Origin of the sequence: Enterobacter sp. UCD-UG_FMILLET (assembly GCF_000762975.1) — a bacterium.
Lineage (GTDB): Bacteria > Pseudomonadota > Gammaproteobacteria > Enterobacterales > Enterobacteriaceae > Enterobacter > Enterobacter dykesii.
Genome location: NZ_JRJC01000006.1, coordinates 141,118 through 161,076 on the forward strand (window position 1 = coordinate 141,118; position 19,959 = coordinate 161,076).

General features: G+C 57.1%; 18 protein-coding genes and 1 other RNA gene. 14 read left to right on the forward strand and 5 right to left on the reverse strand.

What is annotated here, in order from left to right:
* Positions 1-4 precede the first annotated feature (4 nt).
* From fbaA to LA04_RS01135, 4 genes are all read left to right on the forward strand, one after another.
* Entirely contained in the window at positions 5-1,084 is a 1,080-nt protein-coding gene (gene fbaA / locus LA04_RS01120) for a class II fructose-bisphosphate aldolase (protein ID WP_014885155.1), read from the forward strand.
* Positions 1,085-1,270: 186 nt separating this feature from the next.
* Positions 1,271-2,125: a small-conductance mechanosensitive channel MscS gene (locus LA04_RS01125; protein WP_047650179.1), complete on the forward strand. Its 855-nt coding sequence runs from the start codon at positions 1,271-1,273 to the stop codon at positions 2,123-2,125.
* A gap of 145 nt (positions 2,126-2,270) precedes the next feature.
* Complete coding sequence (gene argO / locus LA04_RS01130) at positions 2,271-2,906, forward strand: arginine exporter ArgO (protein ID WP_047650180.1); 636 nt, start codon at positions 2,271-2,273, stop codon at positions 2,904-2,906.
* A gap of 91 nt (positions 2,907-2,997) precedes the next feature.
* A complete protein-coding gene (locus LA04_RS01135; protein WP_047650181.1) occupies positions 2,998-3,738 on the forward strand; it encodes an oxidative stress defense protein in 741 nt (246 codons plus the stop codon).
* A 48-nt stretch (positions 3,739-3,786) separates the two neighbouring features.
* Here the strand turns inward: LA04_RS01135 and argP are convergent, their stop codons facing one another.
* Positions 3,787-4,680 carry a DNA-binding transcriptional regulator ArgP gene (gene argP / locus LA04_RS01140; RefSeq protein WP_008499727.1) on the reverse strand — a complete coding sequence of 298 codons (894 nt, stop codon included), beginning with the start codon at positions 4,678-4,680 and terminating at the stop codon, positions 3,787-3,789.
* 127 nt (positions 4,681-4,807) lie between these two features.
* Here argP and rpiA point away from each other — a divergent pair, with 127 nt between their 5' ends.
* On the forward strand, positions 4,808-5,467 hold the full coding sequence (gene rpiA / locus LA04_RS01145; RefSeq protein ID WP_014885151.1) for a ribose-5-phosphate isomerase RpiA: 660 nt from the start codon (positions 4,808-4,810) through the stop codon (positions 5,465-5,467).
* Positions 5,468-5,733: 266 nt separating this feature from the next.
* Positions 5,734-6,966, forward strand: a complete 1,233-nt coding sequence (serA, locus tag LA04_RS01150; RefSeq protein ID WP_023333318.1) for a phosphoglycerate dehydrogenase — start codon at positions 5,734-5,736, stop codon at positions 6,964-6,966.
* Positions 6,967-7,077: 111 nt separating this feature from the next.
* Here the strand turns inward: serA and LA04_RS01155 are convergent, their stop codons facing one another.
* The 3 genes from LA04_RS01155 to zapA form a co-directional block, all read right to left on the reverse strand.
* Positions 7,078-7,674, reverse strand: coding sequence for a 5-formyltetrahydrofolate cyclo-ligase (locus tag LA04_RS01155; RefSeq protein ID WP_047650183.1), 597 nt, complete (start codon positions 7,672-7,674; stop codon positions 7,078-7,080).
* Positions 7,675-7,698: 24 nt separating this feature from the next.
* Positions 7,699-7,882: non-coding RNA, 6S RNA (ssrS, locus tag LA04_RS23220), on the reverse strand.
* A 41-nt stretch (positions 7,883-7,923) separates the two neighbouring features.
* Complete coding sequence (zapA, locus tag LA04_RS01160) at positions 7,924-8,253, reverse strand: cell division protein ZapA (RefSeq protein WP_006811891.1); 330 nt, start codon at positions 8,251-8,253, stop codon at positions 7,924-7,926.
* Positions 8,254-8,421: 168 nt separating this feature from the next.
* Between zapA and LA04_RS01165 the strand changes: the two genes are divergently transcribed.
* From LA04_RS01165 to LA04_RS01200, 8 genes are all read left to right on the forward strand, one after another.
* A complete protein-coding gene (locus LA04_RS01165; protein WP_029739212.1) occupies positions 8,422-9,000 on the forward strand; it encodes a YecA/YgfB family protein in 579 nt (192 codons plus the stop codon).
* Between the two features lie 31 nt (positions 9,001-9,031).
* Positions 9,032-10,345, forward strand: coding sequence for a Xaa-Pro aminopeptidase (pepP, locus tag LA04_RS01170; protein ID WP_126329757.1), 1,314 nt, complete (start codon positions 9,032-9,034; stop codon positions 10,343-10,345).
* Positions 10,342-11,520, forward strand: coding sequence for a 2-octaprenyl-6-methoxyphenyl hydroxylase (ubiH, locus tag LA04_RS01175; protein ID WP_047650189.1), 1,179 nt, complete (start codon positions 10,342-10,344; stop codon positions 11,518-11,520). Before pepP ends, ubiH begins: the two co-directional genes overlap by 4 nt.
* 12 nt (positions 11,521-11,532) lie before the next feature.
* Positions 11,533-12,735 carry an FAD-dependent 2-octaprenylphenol hydroxylase gene (gene ubiI / locus LA04_RS01180; RefSeq protein WP_047650191.1) on the forward strand — a complete coding sequence of 401 codons (1,203 nt, stop codon included), beginning with the start codon at positions 11,533-11,535 and terminating at the stop codon, positions 12,733-12,735.
* A gap of 397 nt (positions 12,736-13,132) precedes the next feature.
* The gene (gcvT, locus tag LA04_RS01185) at positions 13,133-14,227 is read left to right on the forward strand and encodes a glycine cleavage system aminomethyltransferase GcvT (protein WP_023333312.1); all 1,095 of its coding nucleotides are present in this window, start codon (positions 13,133-13,135) and stop codon (positions 14,225-14,227) included.
* 23 nt (positions 14,228-14,250) lie between these two features.
* The gene (gene gcvH / locus LA04_RS01190; RefSeq protein ID WP_008499718.1) at positions 14,251-14,640 is read left to right on the forward strand and encodes a glycine cleavage system protein GcvH; all 390 of its coding nucleotides are present in this window, start codon (positions 14,251-14,253) and stop codon (positions 14,638-14,640) included.
* 124 nt (positions 14,641-14,764) lie between these two features.
* On the forward strand, positions 14,765-17,638 hold the full coding sequence (gene gcvP, locus LA04_RS01195) for an aminomethyl-transferring glycine dehydrogenase (RefSeq protein ID WP_047650193.1): 2,874 nt from the start codon (positions 14,765-14,767) through the stop codon (positions 17,636-17,638).
* Between the two features lie 70 nt (positions 17,639-17,708).
* Positions 17,709-18,452 carry an SDR family oxidoreductase gene (locus LA04_RS01200; RefSeq protein WP_047650195.1) on the forward strand — a complete coding sequence of 248 codons (744 nt, stop codon included), beginning with the start codon at positions 17,709-17,711 and terminating at the stop codon, positions 18,450-18,452.
* Positions 18,453-18,494: 42 nt separating this feature from the next.
* On the opposite strand, the gene bglA is transcribed toward LA04_RS01200, so the two are convergent.
* Entirely contained in the window at positions 18,495-19,928 is a 1,434-nt protein-coding gene (gene bglA, locus LA04_RS01205) for a 6-phospho-beta-glucosidase BglA (protein WP_047650197.1), read from the reverse strand.
* Positions 19,929-19,959 lie beyond the last annotated feature (31 nt).

Here is a 19,959-nt window from a genome sequence, read left to right on the forward strand (position 1 = left end):
CAACATGTCTAAAATTTTTGATTTCGTAAAACCTGGCGTTATCACTGGTGATGACGTACAGAAAGTGTTCCAGGTAGCTAAAGAAAACAACTTCGCTCTGCCAGCAGTTAACTGCGTGGGTACCGACTCCATCAACGCCGTACTGGAAACTGCTGCTAAAGTTAAAGCGCCAGTTATCGTTCAGTTCTCTAACGGCGGCGCTGCGTTCATCGCAGGTAAAGGCGTGAAAACTGATATTCCTCAGGGTGCTGCAATCCTGGGCGCTATCTCTGGTGCGCACCACGTACATCAGATGGCTGAGCACTACGGTGTTCCAGTTATCCTGCACACTGACCACTGCGCGAAGAAACTGCTGCCGTGGATCGACGGTCTGCTGGACGCGGGTGAAAAACACTTCGCGGCTACCGGTAAGCCACTGTTCTCTTCTCACATGATCGACCTGTCTGAAGAGTCACTGCACGAAAACATCGAAATCTGCTCCAAATACCTGGCGCGCATGGCCAAAATGGGCATGACTCTGGAAATTGAACTGGGTTGCACCGGTGGTGAAGAAGACGGCGTGGACAACAGCCACATGGACGCTTCTGCACTGTACACCCAGCCAGAAGACGTTGATTACGCTTACACCGAGCTGAGCAAAATCAGCCCACGCTTCACCATCGCAGCGTCCTTCGGTAACGTACACGGCGTTTACAAACCAGGTAACGTGGTTCTGACCCCGACTATCCTGCGTGATTCTCAGGAATACGTTTCTAAGAAACACAACCTGCCGCACAACAGCCTGAACTTCGTCTTCCACGGCGGTTCCGGTTCTTCTGCTCAGGAAATCAAAGACTCTGTAAGCTACGGCGTAGTGAAAATGAACATCGATACCGACACCCAGTGGGCAACCTGGGACGGTATCCTGCAGTACTACAAAGCGAACGAAGCTTACCTGCAGGGTCAGCTGGGTAACCCGAAAGGCGAAGACCAGCCGAACAAGAAATACTACGATCCACGCGTATGGCTGCGCGCTGCCCAGACTTCAATGATTACTCGTCTGGAGCAGGCATTCAAAGAACTGAACGCGGTAGACGTTCTGTAATTTGAGCTGCTAACAACATCAGAAGGCCCGCAAATGCGGGCCTTTTTTTATGCTTTTTCAATACTCTGCCTGGCCGGTTTTTGTGATCTGTTTGGCAAACCCGGCGCTTTTTGTTTAACCTTTACGGACCTGCCTGTCTCCATGGGGGATGGATTTTGTGTTTTGGTTTAACAAAAGGAAGAATAAATGGAACAACTCGATGTTGTAGACAGCATCAATCACGCCGGTAACTGGCTGGTGCGCAACCAGGCTCTGCTGCTGAGCTATGCCGTGAACATCGTCGCGGCGATTGCCATCATCATCGTCGGGATGATCGTGGCGCGTATTGTCTCGAACGCGGTTAACCGCGTAATGCTGGCCCGTCACATTGACGCCACGGTGGCTGACTTCCTCTCCGCACTGGTGCGCTACGGCATTATCGCCTTTACGCTGATTGCGGCGCTGGGCCGTGTGGGCGTGCAGACCGCCTCAGTCATTGCTGTTCTCGGTGCCGCCGGTCTGGCTATTGGTCTGGCGCTGCAGGGCTCGCTTTCAAACCTGGCGGCAGGGGTTCTGCTGGTCACCTTCCGTCCGTTCCGCTCCGGCGAGTACGTTGACCTTGGCGGCATTGCCGGAACCGTGCTGCAGGTGCAAATTTTCTCAACGACCATGCGCACCGTCGATGGCCGCATCGTGGTTGTGCCGAACGGGAAAATTATCGCGGGCAACATCATTAACTTCTCCCGTGAACCGGTGCGTCGTAATGAACTGATTATCAGCGTGGCGTACGACTCTGACATCGATCAGGTGAAGTCGCTGATTACCAACATCATTGCTTCAGACGATCGCATTCTGAAAGACAAAGAGCAGACGGTTCGCCTGAATGAACTCGGCGCTTCCTCCATTAACTTTGTGGTACGTATCTGGAGCAAAAGCAGCGATCTGCAAAACGTGTACTGGGACGTGCTGGAACGCATTAAGCGCGACTTCGATGCCAACGGCATCAGCTTCCCGTACCCTCAGATGGACGTAAACGTCAAAAAAGTCAAAGAAGCCGAATAACTTGTCCCGCAGGCCCGGTAAGCGCTAGCGCCACCGGGCATTATTTTTATAAGCACTGCTAATCCCCAATTAATATTATCAATTTCCTCTAATGTAATTCGCGCAGTATAGTCTCCTTCCAGAACAACACTGTGAGAATTTCGTCATGTTATCTTATTACTTTCAAGGGCTTGCCTTAGGTGCGGCCATGATCCTACCCCTTGGCCCACAAAATGCGTTTGTGATGAACCAGGGCATTCGCCGCCAGTATCATCTGATGATTGCCCTGCTGTGCGCGATAAGCGATTTACTGCTGATCTGTGCCGGGATTTTTGGCGGCAGCGCATTGCTGATGCAGTCTCCGTGGCTGTTGGCGCTGGTCACCTGGGGCGGCGTGGCGTTTCTGCTCTGGTACGGATTCGGTGCCCTGAAAACGGCGATGAGCAGCAACCTCGAACTGGCGAGCGCGGAAGTCATGAAGCAGGGCCGCTGGAAGATTATCGTCACCATGCTGGCGGTCACCTGGCTTAACCCGCATGTGTATCTGGACACCTTCGTGGTGCTGGGCAGCCTCGGCGGACAGCTGGACGTTGAGCCGAAACGCTGGTTTGCGCTGGGTACGGTCAGCGCCTCTTTCCTCTGGTTCTTCGGTCTCGCCATTATGGCGGCATGGCTGGCTCCTCGTCTGCGTACGGCCAAAGCCCAGCGCATCATTAATACGCTGGTGGGGCTGGTGATGTGGTTTATTGCTTTTCAGCTGGCAAAAGAGGGGATTCACCACGTTCAGGAATTGTTCAACTAATCCTTGTCTTATGGACAACTGAACAAGACCCGCTAAGCTTGCTGGCATGCGCCCTGTTAATGGGCACTCTTCGCAACATGGAGGAATAACAGTGAAGTTTAAGGTGATGGCCCTGGCGGCATTAGTAAGTTTTGGTGCGGTGTCGGTGCAGGCAAGTGAACTGCCGGATGGCCCGCACATCGTCACTTCAGGCAACGCAAGCGTGGACGCGGTACCCGATGTTGCAACGCTGGCAATTGAAGTCAATGTGTCTGCGAAAGATGCGGCATCGGCCAAGAAGCAGGCTGACGATCGTGTTGCGCAATATCTCTCTTTCCTCGAGCAGAACGGTGTCGGTAAAAAAGATATCAACTCCGCGAACCTGCGTACTCAACCTGATTACGACTACCAGAATGGCAAAAGCATCCTGAAAGGCTACCGTGCCGTGCGTACCGTCGAAGTGACCGTGCGTCAGCTGGATAAGCTTAACTCGCTGCTGGATGGCGCGCTGAAGGCGGGTCTGAACGAAATTCGTTCCGTGTCGCTGGGCGTTGCGCAACCGGAAAAATACAAAGACGAAGCGCGTAAAGCGGCGATTGATGATGCCATTCACCAGGCGGAACAGCTGGCTTCTGGCTTTAAGAGCAAGCTCGGCCCGGTTTATAGCGTGCGTTACCACGTCTCTAACTACCAGCCAAGCCCGATGGTACGGATGATGAAGGCAGATGCAGCCCCGGTTTCTGCTCAGGAAACTTACGAGCAGCCAACCATTCAGTTCGACGATCAGGTGGATGTGGTGTTCCAGCTGGAGCCAACTCAAACTCAGCAAACTGAGGCGGCTAAGGCGCAGTAATTTGCCCTCACCCTAACCCTCTCCCGCAGGGAGAGGGAATTCAATCGATTAATCCTGTCTCAACACCTTGTGCCCGTATGCCAGCAGCGCGTCGGTGACGTTGCGCATCATCCGGCTTTCCGGCGCAAAACGGTGCCAGTAGAGCATCCGGCGCTGATACAGTCCCGGCGTCAGGTCAATCAGCTCACCGCTTTTCAACTCTTTTTCAATCTGCAGATGCGGGATCATGCAGCAGGTGGTGCCCTGACGCGCAAGCTGCACGAAGGCTTCAGACGAGTTGACGATATGGCACGGCACGCTGCCCGGCGGCAGATCGAAGTTTTGCTGCAGGAAGGCCTGATGCATATCATCCAGATGGTCGAACGCCACGGCAGGGGCTTTCAGCAGCGCCGCGCGGGTGACGCCGTTCGGGAAGTAGCGCTCGGCAAAAGCTTTTGAACCCACAAACAGGTAATCCAGCGCGCCCAGCTGATCCACCAGGCAGCTTGGCAAGGCCTGAGGCTGAATACTGACCGCCCCAACCACCTCACCGCGACGCAGGCGTTCCTGGGTACGGGTTTCATCTTCAACCTGTAAATTCAGGCGGATAGGGGAATCCGCTAATACCGGCGCAAGGGCCGGCAGCAGCCAGGTTGCCAGGCTGTCGGCGTTGACCGCCAGAGAGAGCAGCAGCGGCGTAGAGCCCGTTTGTTCGTCACCCAGCCACTCGTCTTCCAGCAGTTCAACCTGGCGCAGCAGGGCAAGAAGCTTTTGCCCTTGCTCGGTTGGACGTGGCGGCACGGTGCGTACCAGCAGCGGCTGGCCGAACATGTTTTCAAGCTGTTTGATACGCTGTGATACGGCGGACTGGGTGATGCAAAGCTTTTGCGCCGCGCGCTCAAAACCTCGTTCACGAATAACTGCATCAAGTGCCTGTAGTGTTCTGTAGTCCGGACGTTTCATTGCTCTGGCTGGCTCCTTAATTTTGCTTATTCTGCACTATGACACAATTTTCCCTTCGTGGCAGACGAATTCCATTCGACGTGTTCTATAATGCGCCCTGAGTTTTCACACCACAGGCAAAACGATCATGACGCAGGATGAACTGAAAAAAGCAGTAGGATGGGCCGCTCTCCAGTACGTGCAGCCGGGTACCATTGTCGGTGTCGGTACGGGATCAACCGCGGCACACTTTATCGATGCGCTGGGCACGATGAAGGGGCAAATCGAGGGCGCGGTTTCCAGCTCTGATGCTTCCACGGAAAAGCTGAAAAGCCTCGGCATTACCGTTTTCGATCTCAACGAAGTGGATCGTCTGGGGATTTACGTTGATGGTGCGGATGAAATCAACGGCCACATGCAGATGATTAAAGGCGGCGGCGCGGCGCTGACGCGCGAGAAGATCATCGCCTCCGTTGCGGACAAGTTTATCTGCATCGCGGATGCCTCCAAGCAGGTCGACATTCTGGGTAATTTCCCGCTGCCGGTCGAAGTGATCCCAATGGCCCGCAGTGCGGTTGCACGTCAACTGGTGAAGCTGGGCGGTCGTCCGGAATATCGTCAGGGCGTAGTGACCGACAACGGTAACGTGATCCTCGACGTTCACGGTCTGGAAATTCTCGACGCGATTGCGCTGGAAAATGCCATCAACGCTATCCCAGGCGTAGTGACCGTAGGGTTATTCGCCAACCGTGGCGCGGATGTGGCGCTGATCGGCACCGCTGACGGCGTGAAAACCATCGTAAAATGATCTGACGGGGGGAGTCCTCCCCCCGCTAAAAAATTTTTGAAAAGCTAAATTCGGTGACTTGTGTCACGTTTTTCCGCCTCTTTTGCCGATCCTGCCGCGTTTGTAAATTTCCATAGCATTTTCCTCTGACATTTTGCTCTGTATGACTTTTCTTCAGAGTGCCGACGCAAACGTTCATATTGCTGCAATAGTTTTTTTTGATATGTTGGCTACAGCGGATTCATATCCAGCACAACATCAGTTCAGACAAAAACAGGGTCGGGTAAATGGCAAAGGTATCACTGGAGAAAGACAAGATTAAATTCCTGCTGGTCGAGGGCGTGCATCAAAAAGCAATCGATAGCCTTCGTGCGGCAGGTTACACCAACATCGAATTTCACAAAGGCGCGCTCGATACCGAAGAGCTGAAAGCGTCCATCCGTGATGCCCACTTCATTGGCCTGCGATCCCGTACTCACCTGACTGAAGAGGTTATTGCCGCGGCGGAAAAGCTGGTGGCTATCGGCTGCTTCTGCATCGGTACCAACCAGGTTGACCTGAATGCTGCCGCCAAACGCGGTATTCCCGTCTTCAACGCCCCGTTCTCCAACACCCGTTCCGTAGCGGAGTTGGTGATTGGCGAACTGCTGCTGCTCCTGCGCGGCATTCCAGAAGCGAACGCCAAGGCGCACCGCGGCGTGTGGAACAAGCTGGCGTCCGGCTCTTTCGAAGCGCGTGGTAAAAAACTGGGGATTATCGGCTACGGCCACATCGGTACGCAGCTCGGTATTCTGGCGGAATCCCTGGGCATGCACGTGTTTTTCTACGATATCGAAAGCAAGCTGCCGCTGGGCAATGCGACCCAGGTTCAACACCTGTCTGACCTGCTGAACATGAGCGACGTGGTGAGCCTGCACGTACCGGAAAACGCCTCCACAAAGAACATGATGGGCGCGGAAGAGCTGGCGCTGATGAAGCCGGGCTCACTGCTGATCAACGCCGCGCGCGGCACGGTTGTCGATATCCCGGCCCTGGCTGATGCGCTGAAGCGCAAGCATCTGGCGGGCGCCGCCATCGACGTCTTCCCGACGGAGCCTGCGACCAACAGCGATCCGTTTACCTCTCCGCTGTGCGAGTTCGACAACGTGATCCTGACGCCACACATCGGCGGTTCTACGCAGGAAGCGCAGGAGAATATCGGTCTGGAAGTGGCGGGCAAACTGAGCAAATATTCCGACAACGGGTCTACGCTCTCTGCCGTGAACTTCCCGGAAGTATCTCTGCCGCTGCACGGTGGTCGTCGTCTGCTGCACATCCACGAAAACCGTCCAGGCGTGCTGACCGCGATCAACCAGATCTTTGCCGAGCAGGGCGTCAACATTGCCGCGCAGTATCTGCAGACGAACTCGCAGATGGGTTACGTGGTTATTGATATCGAAGCGGATGACGATGTGGCCGAAAAAGCGCTGCAGAGCATGAAGGCGATTCAGGGGACGATTCGCGCGCGTCTGCTGTACTAATTGTGGCGAGGTAAATGCAAAACGGTAACGATAGTTACCGTTTTTTTTTATGTTTTCACCCTCTCCCTGTGGGAGAGGGATGGGGTGAGGGCATCAGGCCGCACGTTTGATTCACCATTCCCATAACTTTGATGGCGTCACCACCGCCGGCAACGGCACATCCCATTTCTCCACCGGCAACGCCTCCACGCCCTGACAATCATGCGCATAACCCACCGGCTGCAACCCGTACTGCTGCCAGTTTTGCAGCGTCCGGTCATAAAAACCGCCGCCCATCCCTAAACGCTGGCCCTGTTCATCAAACGCCACCAGCGGCGTAATCAGCACATCCAGCTGTGACAGCGGGAGCACGTCGCGCACGTCGAGTTTCGGTTCGGTGATTTTCAGGCGATTCACCACCAGCTCGCTGTGCGGGTGATAGTGCAGAAACAGCAGATTCCCCTCGCTGAACGGGTGCAGCACCGGCAGATACACTTTCTTCCCGGCGCGCCAGAGCTGTTCTATCAGCGGTTGGGTATCCAGCTCTCCATCAAATGACAGAAACAGCGCAACGGTATGCGCCATCACGACAGGGGGATACGCCATCATACGGGCGGCGGCCTGCTGGGCAAAATGCGCTTGCCGATCGGCGGTTAACGCACGGCGGCGCTGACGAATTAACTGACGGATGTCCTGGCGTGAAGCAGAAACTTCAGGGAATTGGGTCATGGTAGTCGGTAGAAGAAAAGAGAGGGAATCTCCGAGATGCCGCCGCAGGCTGTAACCCTTGAATCCTTGGTTCAAGGTGAATGTGTCGTCATAGTTTTAAGGCTTCTCGGACGGACCGAGCATGCTCACCAACCATGGAGCGCCACATTCTTGTGGTATGAAATATCGGCTCAGGGGACTGGCCCGCTTGCGAACATCTCAGAGAAATTTTGTCTTCACAGTTACTCTACCATAGTCAACTGAGAAGTGTTATTCAAACTTTGGTCCCGGTCTTTCGGGATTGCGACCTTGATCAAGCAGTGCCTGTTCTATGGTCTGCTGAAGCATTTTAATGCGCTGCTCCATGCTTGCCGCGTAGTCGCGGGTCTTCGCTTTTTCCTGAGTCAGTTCATAGCTGATGTTCAACGCGGCGATGAAAACCAGCTGCTCAGTATTTGTGACTCTAGTGCGTTCTTTTAGATCTTGCAACCGCTGATTCAAATCGTCCGCTGCCTGATTCAAAGCATCCCTTTGTTCAGGCGGACAATTCACTCGCAGTGAACGGCCAAAAATCTGGAGATCGACGGGTTGTGCAGACATGCCACCTTCCTGCTGATTGACTGCGCTGCCTTCGCCTGATGCCCCGGGGGCTGCGAAGGGGCGACACTATAGCTACCCTGATGTGAAGATACAAGCCCTTTTCTGGTATCACCAGGGTCCAAAGTGGTAGCATATCATGAAACTTCCCCCCAATGACGACGAATGCGCATGTCTATACAGAACGAAATGCCTGGTTACAAGGATTTAAACCAGTTACTGAACCAGCAGGGAGTCGGTTTAACCCCTGCCGAAATGCACGGACTGATCAGTGGCATGCTGTGCGGCGGAAACAGCGACAGCTCATGGCAGCCGCTGATCCACGACCTCACGAATGAAGGGCTGGCGTTTGGTCACGAGCTGGCGGAAGCGCTGCGTAAAATGCACGCCGCAACCAGCGATTCCCTGGAAGACGATGGCTTCCTTTTTCAGCTTTATCTGCCTGAAGGCGACGACGTCAGCGTGTTCGATCGCGCCGATGCGCTGGCCGGCTGGGTAAACCACTATCTGCTGGGCCTGGGCGTGACGCAGCCTAAACTGGATAAAGTGACCGGCGAAGCGGGTGAGGCGATCGACGATCTGCGTAACATCGCCCAGCTCGGCTACGATGAAGACGAAGACCAGGAAGAGCTGGAAATGTCTCTTGAAGAGATTATCGAGTACGTGCGCGTGGCGGCATTGCTGTGCCACGACAACTTCACGCGCTCTCAGCCGACCGCGCCGGAAGTCCGCAAGCCAACCTTACATTAAGAAAAATAACGCACAGGAGGGTGTCATGGTTATCTCGAGTCAAGAGTATTCGCGCCGCCGTCAGGCGCTGCTGGCAACAATGCAGCCAGGCAGCGCCGCGCTGATTTTTGCTGCGCCCGAAGTCACGCGCAGCGCCGACAGCGAATATCCCTATCGCCAGAGCAGCGATTTCTGGTACTTCACCGGCTTTAACGAGCCGGAAGCGGTGCTGGTGCTGATTAAGAGCAATGACACCCACAACCACAGCGTGATTTTCAACCGCGTGCGCGATCTGACGGCCGAAATCTGGTTTGGCCGCCGCTTAGGCCAGGAGGCCGCACCGGAAAAGCTGGGCGTTGACCGCGCGCTGGCGTTTAGCGAAATCAATCAGCAGCTCTATCAGCTGCTTAACGGCCTCGACGTGCTCTATCACGCGCAGGGCGAATATGCCTACGCCGATGAGATTGTTTTCACCGCGCTGGATAAGCTGCGCAAAGGCTCGCGGCAGAACCTGTCCGCACCCGCCACGCTGACGGACTGGCGTCCGGTGGTGCATGAGATGCGCCTGTTCAAGTCTGAAGAAGAGCTAAATTTGATGCGTCGTGCGGGCGAAATCAGCGCCCTGGCGCACACCCGCGCTATGGAAAAGTGCCGTCCCGGGATGTTCGAATACCAGCTGGAAGGCGAAATACATCACGAATTTAATCGCCACGGCGCGCGTTATCCCTCTTACAACACCATCGTTGGCGGCGGGGAAAACGGCTGCATTCTGCACTACACCGAAAACGAAAGCGCGCTGCGCGACGGCGATCTGGTGCTGATTGACGCCGGTTGCGAATATCAGGGCTACGCGGGGGACATCACCCGTACCTTCCCGGTGAACGGTAAATTCTCGCCGGCACAGCGCGCGATTTACGACATTGTTCTCGAATCCCTTGAGACGGCGCTCAGGCTGTATCGTCCGGGTACGTCCATCCAGGAAGTGACCGGCGAAGTGGTGCGCATCATGATTACCGGTCTGGTCAGGCTCGGGATCCTGAAAGGGGAGGTCGACACCCTGATCGCTGAAAATGCGCATCGACCGTATTTCATGCACGGCCTGAGCCACTGGCTGGGGCTGGACGTGCATGACGTTGGCGCGTACGGCACCGACCGTTCGCGCGTGCTGGAGCCGGGCATGGTGTTAACCGTGGAACCGGGCCTGTATATCGCGCCGGATGCCGACGTGCCTGAAGAGTACCGCGGGATTGGCATTCGTATTGAAGACGACATCGTGATCACCGAAACCGGTAACGAAAACCTGACCGCGAGCGTCGTGAAAAACGCTGACGATATCGAGGCGCTGATGGCAGCGGCACGCGCATGAGCGTGATTATCGTTGGCGGCGGCATGACCGGTGCCACGCTGGCACTGGCCATTTCGCATTTGACGAAGGGGCAGCTTGCGGTGCACCTGGTGGAAGCCGTCGCGCCGCAGGCAAAGAATCATCCCGGTTTTGATTCCCGCGCGATTGCCCTGGCGCAGGGCACCTGCCAGCAGCTGTCCCGCATTGGCATCTGGCAGGCCATCGCCGACTGCGCCACGGCAATCAAAACCGTCCACGTGAGCGATCGCGGCCATGCTGGCTTTGTCACGCTGGACGCGCAGGATTACCGCATTGACGCGCTGGGTCAGGTTGTTGAGCTGCACGATGTCGGGTTACGTCTGTTTCGTCTGCTCCAGGATGCGCCGGGCGTCACGCTGCATTGTCCAGCGCGCGTGGCCAGCGTGAGCCGCAGTGAGGCGTCGGTCAGCGTGACGCTGGAAAACGGCACCGTGCTTGAAGGCCAGCTTCTGGTCGCCGCGGACGGCTCGCGCTCGTCGCTCGGCGCCCAGTGCGGCGTGGAGTGGCGCCAGCAGCCTTACGGTCAGGAGGCGGTCATTGCGAACGTCTCTACCGCAGCTGAACACCACGGCAGGGCGTTTGAACGCTTTACGCAGCATGGCCCGCTGGCGATGCTGCCGATGTCGGACGGGCGCTGTTCCCTGGTCTGGTGTCATCCGCCGGATAAAGCTGAAGAGGTGAAGGCCTGGTCCGACGAACGTTTTTGTACCGAGCTGCAGAAAGCCTTTGGCTGGCGGCTGGGGCGTATTACCCATGCCGGCAAGCGGACAGTCTATCCGCTATCGCTGACCACGGCGTCTCAGTCCATCTCCCATCGTCTGGCGCTTGTCGGTAACGCTGCTCAGACGCTGCATCCCATCGCGGGGCAAGGCTTTAACCTTGGCTTACGCGACGTCATGAGCCTGGCCGAATCACTGGCGCAGGCGTGGAGCGAGCAAAAAGACTGTGGTGCTTATTCGGTACTCAGCCATTACCAGAAGCGCCGTCAGGCGGATAAAGAGGCCACTATCGGTGTGACCGATGGCCTGGTCCATCTTTTTGCCAACCGCTGGGCACCGCTGGTTGCGGGCCGCAACCTCGGGCTGATGGCGATGGAACTATTCATTCCGGCACGTGACGTGCTGGCGCAGCGGACTCTTGGTTGGGTCGCACGTTAAGGAGTTATCACCGTGCAAAATGTTGATGTTGCCATCGTTGGCGGCGGTATGGTCGGACTGGCGCTGGCCTGTGGTTTACAGGGCAGCGGCCTTCGCGTGGCGGTGCTGGAGCAAAAGCAGCCCCAGCCCGTTGCCCCGGATGCCCCGCCGGAACTCCGCGTCTCGGCGATCAATGCCGCCAGCGAGAAATTGCTGACGCACCTTGGCGTCTGGGCAGATATTGTGGCGCAGCGCGCCAGCTGCTATCACGGCATGGAAGTGTGGGATAAAGACAGCTTTGGTCATATTGCTTTTGATGATGAAAGCATGGGCTACAGCCATCTGGGTCATATCATCGAAAACGCGGTGATCCACCACGCGCTGTGGCAGAAAGCACAGCAGTGCAGCGACGTGACGCTGATTGCGCCTGCGCAGATCCAGCAGGTGGCATGGGGCGAAAACGAGGCGTTTATCACCCTGCAAAGCGGCGATATGCTGACCGCGCGGCTGGTGGTCGGCGCTGACGGTGCCAACTCCTGGCTGCGTAATAAAGCCGATATCCCGCTGACCTTCTGGGACTATCGTCATCACGCTCTGGTCGCGACGATCCGCACAGAGGAGCCGCACGGCGGCGTGGCGCGGCAGATTTTCCACAACGACGGCATTCTGGCGTTCCTGCCGCTTGCCGATCCGCACCTGTGCTCGATTGTCTGGTCCCTGGTGCCGGAGAAAGCCCGGCAGATGCATGAGGCAGCGCCGGACGCCTTTAACCAGGCGCTGTGCGTGGCCTTTGATAACCGCCTTGGCCTGTGCACGCTTGAAAGCGAGCGGCAGGTGTTCCCGTTAACCGGCCGCTACGCGCGTCAGTTTGCCGCGCACCGTCTGGCGCTGGTCGGTGATGCGGCGCATACCATTCATCCGCTGGCCGGGCAGGGCGTCAACCTTGGCTTTATGGACGCGGCGGAGCTGGTTGAGGAACTGCGTCGCCTGCACCGCGAAGGCAAAGATATCGGCCAGCATCTGTACCTGCGTCGCTACGAGCGCAGCCGCAAGCACAGTGCGGCGATGATGCTGGCGGGCATGCAGGGCTTCCGCGAGCTGTTTGCCGGGGCGAATCCGGCAAAAAAACTGCTGCGCGACATTGGCCTCAAGCTTGCTGACACCCTTCCGGGTGTTAAGCCCCAACTCCTCCGTCAGGCGATGGGTCTTAACGATCTTCCCGACTGGTTACGCTAATTTAGACCCCTGTCACACTTTATTTTCCCGGCCTCTGCGCCGGGGAGATTTCCTCGTTTGAAATATTCTAATTTCACGTCATTTTTCGCATTAGAAAATCTAATATACGGGATTTTATGTTACGGAAATTCGGCCCGATTTTCCGCACGAAATATCAGCATGTGCTAAATCCTGTTAGATCATTGTTAATTTTGTGCGGGGTTAATCGCATTTTTCCAGTGAATAACTCTGTAGGCTTTTTAGCGTTTTTTGGTCATAAGCTAATGTGATGACCCGTTTTACCTTATGGTTAACCGCCGGTTTCGGTGGTAAGTTCGGGTAAAAGAGAACGTTTGCGTCGGCGCCAGGTAACGGGGCCGATACCGGGTTTCACGGTGAATTTTTCAACGAGGACAAGATGGCTCAACAGACTCCTTTGTACGAACAACACGTGTTATGCGGCGCCCGCATGGTGGACTTCCACGGCTGGATGATGCCGCTGCACTACGGCTCGCAGATTGATGAGCACCACGCGGTGCGCACCGATGCCGGTATGTTCGACGTGTCCCACATGACGATTGTCGATCTGCGCGGTAGCCGCACCCGGGAGTTTTTGCGTTATCTGCTGGCAAACGACGTCGCCAAACTGAAAACGCCGGGTAAAGCGCTCTATACCGGCATGCTGAATGCCTCGGGCGGCGTGATTGATGACCTTATCGTCTACTACTTCACTGAAGATTTCTTCCGCCTCGTTGTCAACTCCGCCACCCGCGAAAAAGACCTCTCCTGGATCACCCAACACGCCGAACCTTATGCCATCGACATCACCGTCCGTGACGATCTGTCGCTGATCGCCGTACAGGGGCCGAACGCGCAGGCGAAAGCCGCGTCTCTGTTTAACGACGAGCAGCGCAAAGCAACCGAAGGCATGAAGCCGTTCTTCGGCGTGCAGGCGGGCGATCTGTTTATCGCTACCACCGGCTACACCGGTGAAGCGGGCTACGAAATTGCGATGCCGAACGAGAAGGCCGCTGATTTCTGGCGTGCGCTGGTGGAAGCTGGCGTGAAGCCTGCGGGTCTGGGCGCGCGCGATACGCTGCGTCTGGAAGCGGGGATGAATCTTTACGGTCAGGAGATGGATGAAGGCGTCTCTCCGCTGGCCGCCAACATGGGCTGGACCATCGCGTGGGAACCGGCTGACCGTGACTTTATTGGCCGCGAAGCGCTGGAGATGCAGCGCGAGAAGGGCACTGAACAGCTGGTGGGCCTGGTGATGACCGAGAAGGGCGTACTGCGCGGCGAACTGCCGGTGCGTTTTACCGATGCCGACGGCAATCATCGCGAAGGCGTGATCACCAGCGGTACCTTCTCCCCGACGCTGGGCTACAGTATTGCACTGGCACGCGTGCCGGCGGGCATTGGCGAAACGGCGGTGGTGCAAATCCGCAACCGCGAAATGCCGGTCAACGTGACCAAACCGATTTTTGTTCGCGCCGGTAAGCCGGTCGCCTAATCATTTTTATCAGGAGAACTTCAATGAGCAATGTGCCAGCAGAACTGAAATACAGCAAAGAACACGAGTGGCTGCGCAAAGAGGCGGACGGCACTTACACCGTAGGGATCACCGAGCACGCGCAAGAGCTGCTGGGCGACATGGTGTTTGTTGACCTGCCTGACGTGGGCACGACCGTTAGCGCGGGCGACGACTGCGCCGTAGCGGAGTCCGTAAAAGCGGCATCCGACATCTATGCCCCTGTTAGCGGCGAAATCGTTGCCGTCAACGACGCGCTGAGCGATTCGCCGGAACTGGTGAACAGCGAGCCTTATGAAGGCGGCTGGATCTTCAAGATCAAAGCCAGCGACGAATCTCAGGTTGCCGCGCTGCTGGATGCGACCGCGTACGAAGCACTGTTAGAAGACGAGTAATCGTTTATCCCCCTCTCCTTTCGGGAGAGGGCAGGGGCGAGGGTGCCCATCTTCCCCTCACCCTAACCCTCTCCCAGAGGGAGAGGGAACTTAAATTCACTGCACGTTTCAGGAACCATCGCTCATGACACAGACTTTAAGCCAGCTTGAAAACCGTGGCGCCTTCATCGAACGTCACATTGGGCCGGATGCTCAGCAACAGCAGGAGATGCTGAAGACGGTTGGCGCGGATTCATTAAACGCACTGATCGGCCAGATTGTGCCAAAAGACATCCAGCTTGCCACGCCGCCTCAGGTGGGGGAAGCCACCACGGAATTCGCCGCGCTGGCGGAGCTGAAGGCTATCGCAGGCCTGAACAAGCGCTATAAGTCTTACATTGGCATGGGCTACACCAACGTGCAGTTACCGCCGGTGATCCTGCGCAACATGCTGGAAAACCCGGGCTGGTACACCGCTTACACCCCTTATCAGCCGGAAGTCTCTCAGGGCCGTCTGGAAGCGCTGCTGAACTTCCAGCAGGTGACGCTGGATCTGACCGGAATGGATATCGCCTCCGCCTCGCTGCTGGATGAAGCGACCGCCGCCGCCGAAGCGATGGCGATGGCAAAACGCGTGAGCAAGCTGAAAAATGCCAACCGCTTCTTCGTGGCGGCGGACGTGCATCCGCAGACGCTGGACGTGGTGCGTACACGCGCTGAGACCTTCGGCTTTGACGTGATCGTAGACGACGCTGACAAAGTGCTGGATCACCAGGACGTCTTTGGCGTGCTGCTGCAGCAGGTAGGCACTACCGGTGAAGTTCACGACTACGGCGCGCTGATTGCCGAGCTGAAATCCCGCAAAGTGGTTGTCAGCGTTGCCGCTGATTTTATGGCGCTGGTGCTGCTGACGGCGCCGGGTAAACAGGGCGCAGATATCGTATTCGGTTCAGCGCAACGCTTCGGCGTGCCGATGGGCTACGGCGGCCCGCACGCTGCGTTCTTCGGCGCGAAAGATGAATTCAAACGCTCCATGCCAGGCCGTATTATCGGCGTCTCAAAAGACGCTGCCGGTAACACCGCGCTGCGCATGGCGATGCAGACCCGCGAGCAGCACATCCGCCGTGAGAAAGCGAACTCCAACATCTGTACCTCCCAGGTGCTGCTGGCAAACATCGCCAGCCTGTACGCCGTGTTCCACGGCCCGGCAGGCCTGAAGCGCATTGCCAGCCGCATTCACCGTCTGGCCGATATTCTGGCCTGCGGCCTGCAGCAGAAAGGCCTTAAGCTGCGCCATGCCCACTACTTCGACACCCTGTGCGTGGACGTGGCGGACAAAGCGGCCGTGCTGGCGCGTGCGAATGCGGCAGAGATCAACCTGCGCAGCGACATCCACAACGCCGTCGGCATTACGCTGGATGAAAGCACCACCCGCGACGATATCCTGAACCTGTTCAGCGTGCTGCTGGGTGACGCGCACGGTCTGGACATTGATGCGCTCGACAAAGAGGTCGCGCTCGACAGCCGCTCCATTCAGGAAAGCATGCTGCGTAACGACGCGATCCTGACGCATCCGGTCTTTAACCGCTACCACAGCGAGACCGAGATGATGCGCTATATGCACTCTCTGGAGCGCAAGGATCTGGCGCTGAACCAGGCGATGATCCCGCTGGGCTCCTGCACCATGAAGCTGAACGCCGCGGCGGAGATGATCCCGATCACCTGGCCTGAATTCTCCGAGCTGCACCCGTTCTGCCCGCCGGAGCAGGCTGAAGGTTATCATATGATGATCAACCAGCTTTCCGACTGGCTGGTGAAGCTGACCGGTTATGACGCGCTCTGCATGCAGCCGAACTCCGGCGCGCAGGGTGAATATGCGGGCCTGCTGGCAATCCGTCACTATCACGAAAGCCGCAACGAAGGTCACCGCGATATCTGCCTGATCCCAAGCTCTGCCCACGGTACCAACCCGGCCTCTGCCCAGATGGCGGGTATGGAAGTGGTGGTGGTGGCGTGCGATAAGAACGGCAACATCGATCTGGCCGACCTGCGCGCGAAAGCCGAGCAGGCGGGCGACAAGCTATCCTGCATCATGGTGACCTATCCGTCCACCCACGGCGTGTACGAAGAGACTATCCGTGAAGTGTGCGAAGTGGTGCACCAGTTCGGCGGTCAGGTTTACCTCGACGGCGCGAACATGAACGCTCAGGTGGGCATTACCTCTCCGGGCTTTATCGGCGCGGACGTGTCGCACCTGAACCTGCACAAAACCTTCTGCATCCCTCACGGCGGTGGCGGACCGGGCATGGGCCCAATCGGCGTGAAAGCGCACCTGGCGCCGTTTGTGCCGGGCCATAGCGTGGTGCAGATTGAAGGCATGCTGACCCGTCAGGGCGCGGTCTCTGCGGCACCGTTCGGCAGCGCCTCTATCCTTCCAATCAGCTGGATGTACATCCGCATGATGGGCGCGGAAGGGCTGAAGCAGGCGAGCCAGGTGGCGATCCTGAACGCTAACTATATTGCAACTCGCCTGAAGTCCGCCTTCCCGGTGCTCTATACCGGCCGTGACGGTCGCGTGGCGCACGAGTGCATCCTCGATATTCGTCCGCTGAAAGAGCAGACCGGCATCAGCGAGCTGGATATCGCCAAGCGCCTGATCGACTACGGCTTCCACGCGCCAACCATGTCGTTCCCGGTTGCGGGCACGCTGATGGTGGAGCCAACGGAGTCTGAAAGCAAAGCCGAGCTGGACCGCTTTATCGACGCGATGCTGGCCATCCGCATGGAGATCGACCGCGTGCAGGACGGCGAGTGGACGCTGGAAGATAACCCGCTGGTCAACGCCCCGCACACCCAGCACGAAATGGTGGCAGAGTGGAACCACGGTTACTCCCGTGAGCTGGCGGTCTTCCCGGCAGGCGTGGCAAACAAATACTGGCCGACCGTGAAGCGTCTCGATGACGTCTACGGCGACCGTAACCTGTTCTGCTCCTGCGTACCGATGAGCGAATACCAGTAACATTGCTGATGTAGTAACGTAGGCCGGGTAAGGCGAAGCCGCCACCCGGCTTTTTTATTGGGAGAAGATAATGGCAATTGCACTGGTCACCGGCGCCAGCCGCGGAATTGGGAAAGCCACCGCGCTGCAGCTGGCTCGCGAAGGCTACACCGTGGCGGTGAACTATCATCACAACATTAAAGCCGCGACGGACGTGATCAACCAGATCGTTGAAGCGGGCGGTAAAGCCTTTGCCGTACGTGCGGACATCAGCGATGAAGCCCAGGTGCTGGCGATGTTTGACAGCCTCGATCGTGAAGGCGAGCCGCTTCGTGCGCTGGTCAATAATGCGGGGATTCTGTTTGAACAATCCACTATCGAGAATCTGTCCGCAGAGCGCATTAACCGCGTCCTGGCGACCAACGTCACGGGCTACTTTCTCTGCTGCCGGGAAGCGGTAAAACGCATGTCCTTTAAGCATGGCGGCAAGGGCGGGGCGATAGTGAACGTCTCTTCCGCCGCGTCGCGCCTGGGCGCGCCGGGTGAATATGTGGATTACGCCGCGTCCAAGGGGGCGGTGGATTCGCTGACAACCGGGCTGTCGCTGGAGGTGGCGGCGCAGGGCATTCGCGTCAACTGCGTACGTCCTGGGCTGATTTATACCGATATTCATGCATCCGGCGGAGAGCCGGGTCGAGTGGATCGCGTGAAATCCTTGCTGCCGATGCAGCGCGGCGGCCAGCCGGAAGAGGTGGCGCAGGCGATTGTCTGGCTGCTGAGCGAGAAGGCGTCGTACGTGACGGGCAGTTTTATTGAGCTGGCGGGCGGGAAGTAAACCCCTCCCCCCTAAGGGGAGAAGGGATCAATCATAGCGCCGTTAAAGTTTCTCGCCGTTGCTGGCAATCACGCCCTTATACCACTCGAAGCTTTTCTTACGTGAGCGCGACATGTCGCCGGTTCCGTCGTCGTGCTTGTTCACGTAGATAAAGCCGTAGCGCTTGCTGTACTGGCCGGTGGTAAATGACACGCAGTCGATACAGCCCCACGGCGTATAGCCCATCAGATCCACGCCATCGTGCGTCACGGCTTTGATCATCTCTTCCACGTGGGCACGCAGGTAGTCGATGCGATAGTCGTCGTTGATGCTGCCGTCTTCTTCCACCTTATCGTAGGCGCCGAAGCCGTTTTCCACGATAAACAGCGGTTTCTGATAACGCTCGTACAGTTCGCACAGGGAATAGCGCAGGCCTACCGGATCGATCTGCCAGCCCCAGTCGGATGCTTTCACGTGCGGGTTTGGCACGCTGCCTTCAAAACCGGAAATCGCATCGCCGGTACCGCCTTCCGCTTTCACCGCGTTGGTCATGTAGTAGCTGAAACCTAAGTAGTCGCAGGTACCTTCACGCAGGATCTGCTCGTCGCCTGCCTCCATTTTGATGGAGAAGCCGCGGCGCTCCCACTCGTTCAGCACGTAGGATGGGTAGTAACCACGCAGCTGGACGTCGGTAAAGACATAGCGCTCGCGCATCGATTCCTGGGCGAACATCACGTCTTCCGGCTTGCAGGAGAATGGATAGAGCGCCACCATGGCCTGCATGCAGCCAACTTTCATCTCAGGGTTGATGCGGCGTGCGGCTTTCACCGCCAGGGCGCTGGCCACAAACTGGTGGTGCAGGACCTGATACATGGTCTCTTCCGGATTTTCATGTTCGGTATAGACCACGCCCGAGCAGCAGTAGCCGAACAGCGGCGCGCGCCAGTTACGCTGGTTGTTGATTTCGTTGAAGGTCATCCAGTATTTGACCTTGTTTTTGTAGCGCTCAAAAACCACTTCCGCGAAGCGCACGAAGAAATCGACCACTTTACGGTTGGTCCAGCTACCGTACTCCTGCACCAGGTGCAGCGGCATCTCGAAGTGGGAGAGGGTGATCACCGGTTCGATGTTGTATTTCAGCAGCTCGTCGAACATGTCGTCGTAGAACTTCAGCCCCTCTTCGTTTGGCTGCGTTTCGTCACCTTTCGGGAAGATGCGTGTCCAGGCGATAGAGGTGCGGAAGCACTTGAAGCCCATCTCGGCAAACAGCTTGATGTCTTCTTTATAGTGGCCGTGGAAGTCGATGGCCTCGTGGTTTGGGTAGTATTTACCCGGCACGACTTCCTGGGTGATTTCGCGCGGGACGCCGTGCGCGCCGCCGGTCAATACGTCACAAATGCTTGGCCCTTTGCCGCCTTTGTTCCAGCCGCCTTCAACCTGGTGAGCGGCAACCGCGCCGCCCCATAAAAAATCTTTTGGTAAGGTTAATTTTTTCATCGCTGCTCTTCTCAATAAATGGCTTATTGGC

What these genes read in the sequence shown, in the direction of transcription:
- fbaA (WP_014885155.1), top strand. Translation starts at nt 5, where the DNA reads ATGTCTAAAATTTTTGATTTCGTAAAACCTGGCGTTATCACTGGTGAT.
- LA04_RS01125 (WP_047650179.1), top strand. Translation starts at nt 1,271, where the DNA reads ATGGAACAACTCGATGTTGTAGACAGCATCAATCACGCCGGTAACTGG.
- argO (WP_047650180.1), top strand. Translation starts at nt 2,271, where the DNA reads ATGTTATCTTATTACTTTCAAGGGCTTGCCTTAGGTGCGGCCATGATC.
- argP (WP_008499727.1), bottom strand. Translation starts at nt 4,680, where the DNA reads ATGAAACGTCCGGACTACAGAACACTACAGGCACTTGATGCAGTTATT.
- rpiA (WP_014885151.1), top strand. Translation starts at nt 4,808, where the DNA reads ATGACGCAGGATGAACTGAAAAAAGCAGTAGGATGGGCCGCTCTCCAG.
- serA (WP_023333318.1), top strand. Translation starts at nt 5,734, where the DNA reads ATGGCAAAGGTATCACTGGAGAAAGACAAGATTAAATTCCTGCTGGTC.
- LA04_RS01155 (WP_047650183.1), bottom strand. Translation starts at nt 7,674, where the DNA reads ATGACCCAATTCCCTGAAGTTTCTGCTTCACGCCAGGACATCCGTCAG.
- zapA (WP_006811891.1), bottom strand. Translation starts at nt 8,253, where the DNA reads ATGTCTGCACAACCCGTCGATCTCCAGATTTTTGGCCGTTCACTGCGA.
- LA04_RS01165 (WP_029739212.1), top strand. Translation starts at nt 8,422, where the DNA reads ATGTCTATACAGAACGAAATGCCTGGTTACAAGGATTTAAACCAGTTA.
- ubiH (WP_047650189.1), top strand. Translation starts at nt 10,342, where the DNA reads ATGAGCGTGATTATCGTTGGCGGCGGCATGACCGGTGCCACGCTGGCA.
- gcvT (WP_023333312.1), top strand. Translation starts at nt 13,133, where the DNA reads ATGGCTCAACAGACTCCTTTGTACGAACAACACGTGTTATGCGGCGCC.
- gcvH (WP_008499718.1), top strand. Translation starts at nt 14,251, where the DNA reads ATGAGCAATGTGCCAGCAGAACTGAAATACAGCAAAGAACACGAGTGG.
- gcvP (WP_047650193.1), top strand. Translation starts at nt 14,765, where the DNA reads ATGACACAGACTTTAAGCCAGCTTGAAAACCGTGGCGCCTTCATCGAA.
- LA04_RS01200 (WP_047650195.1), top strand. Translation starts at nt 17,709, where the DNA reads ATGGCAATTGCACTGGTCACCGGCGCCAGCCGCGGAATTGGGAAAGCC.
- bglA (WP_047650197.1), bottom strand. Translation starts at nt 19,928, where the DNA reads ATGAAAAAATTAACCTTACCAAAAGATTTTTTATGGGGCGGCGCGGTT.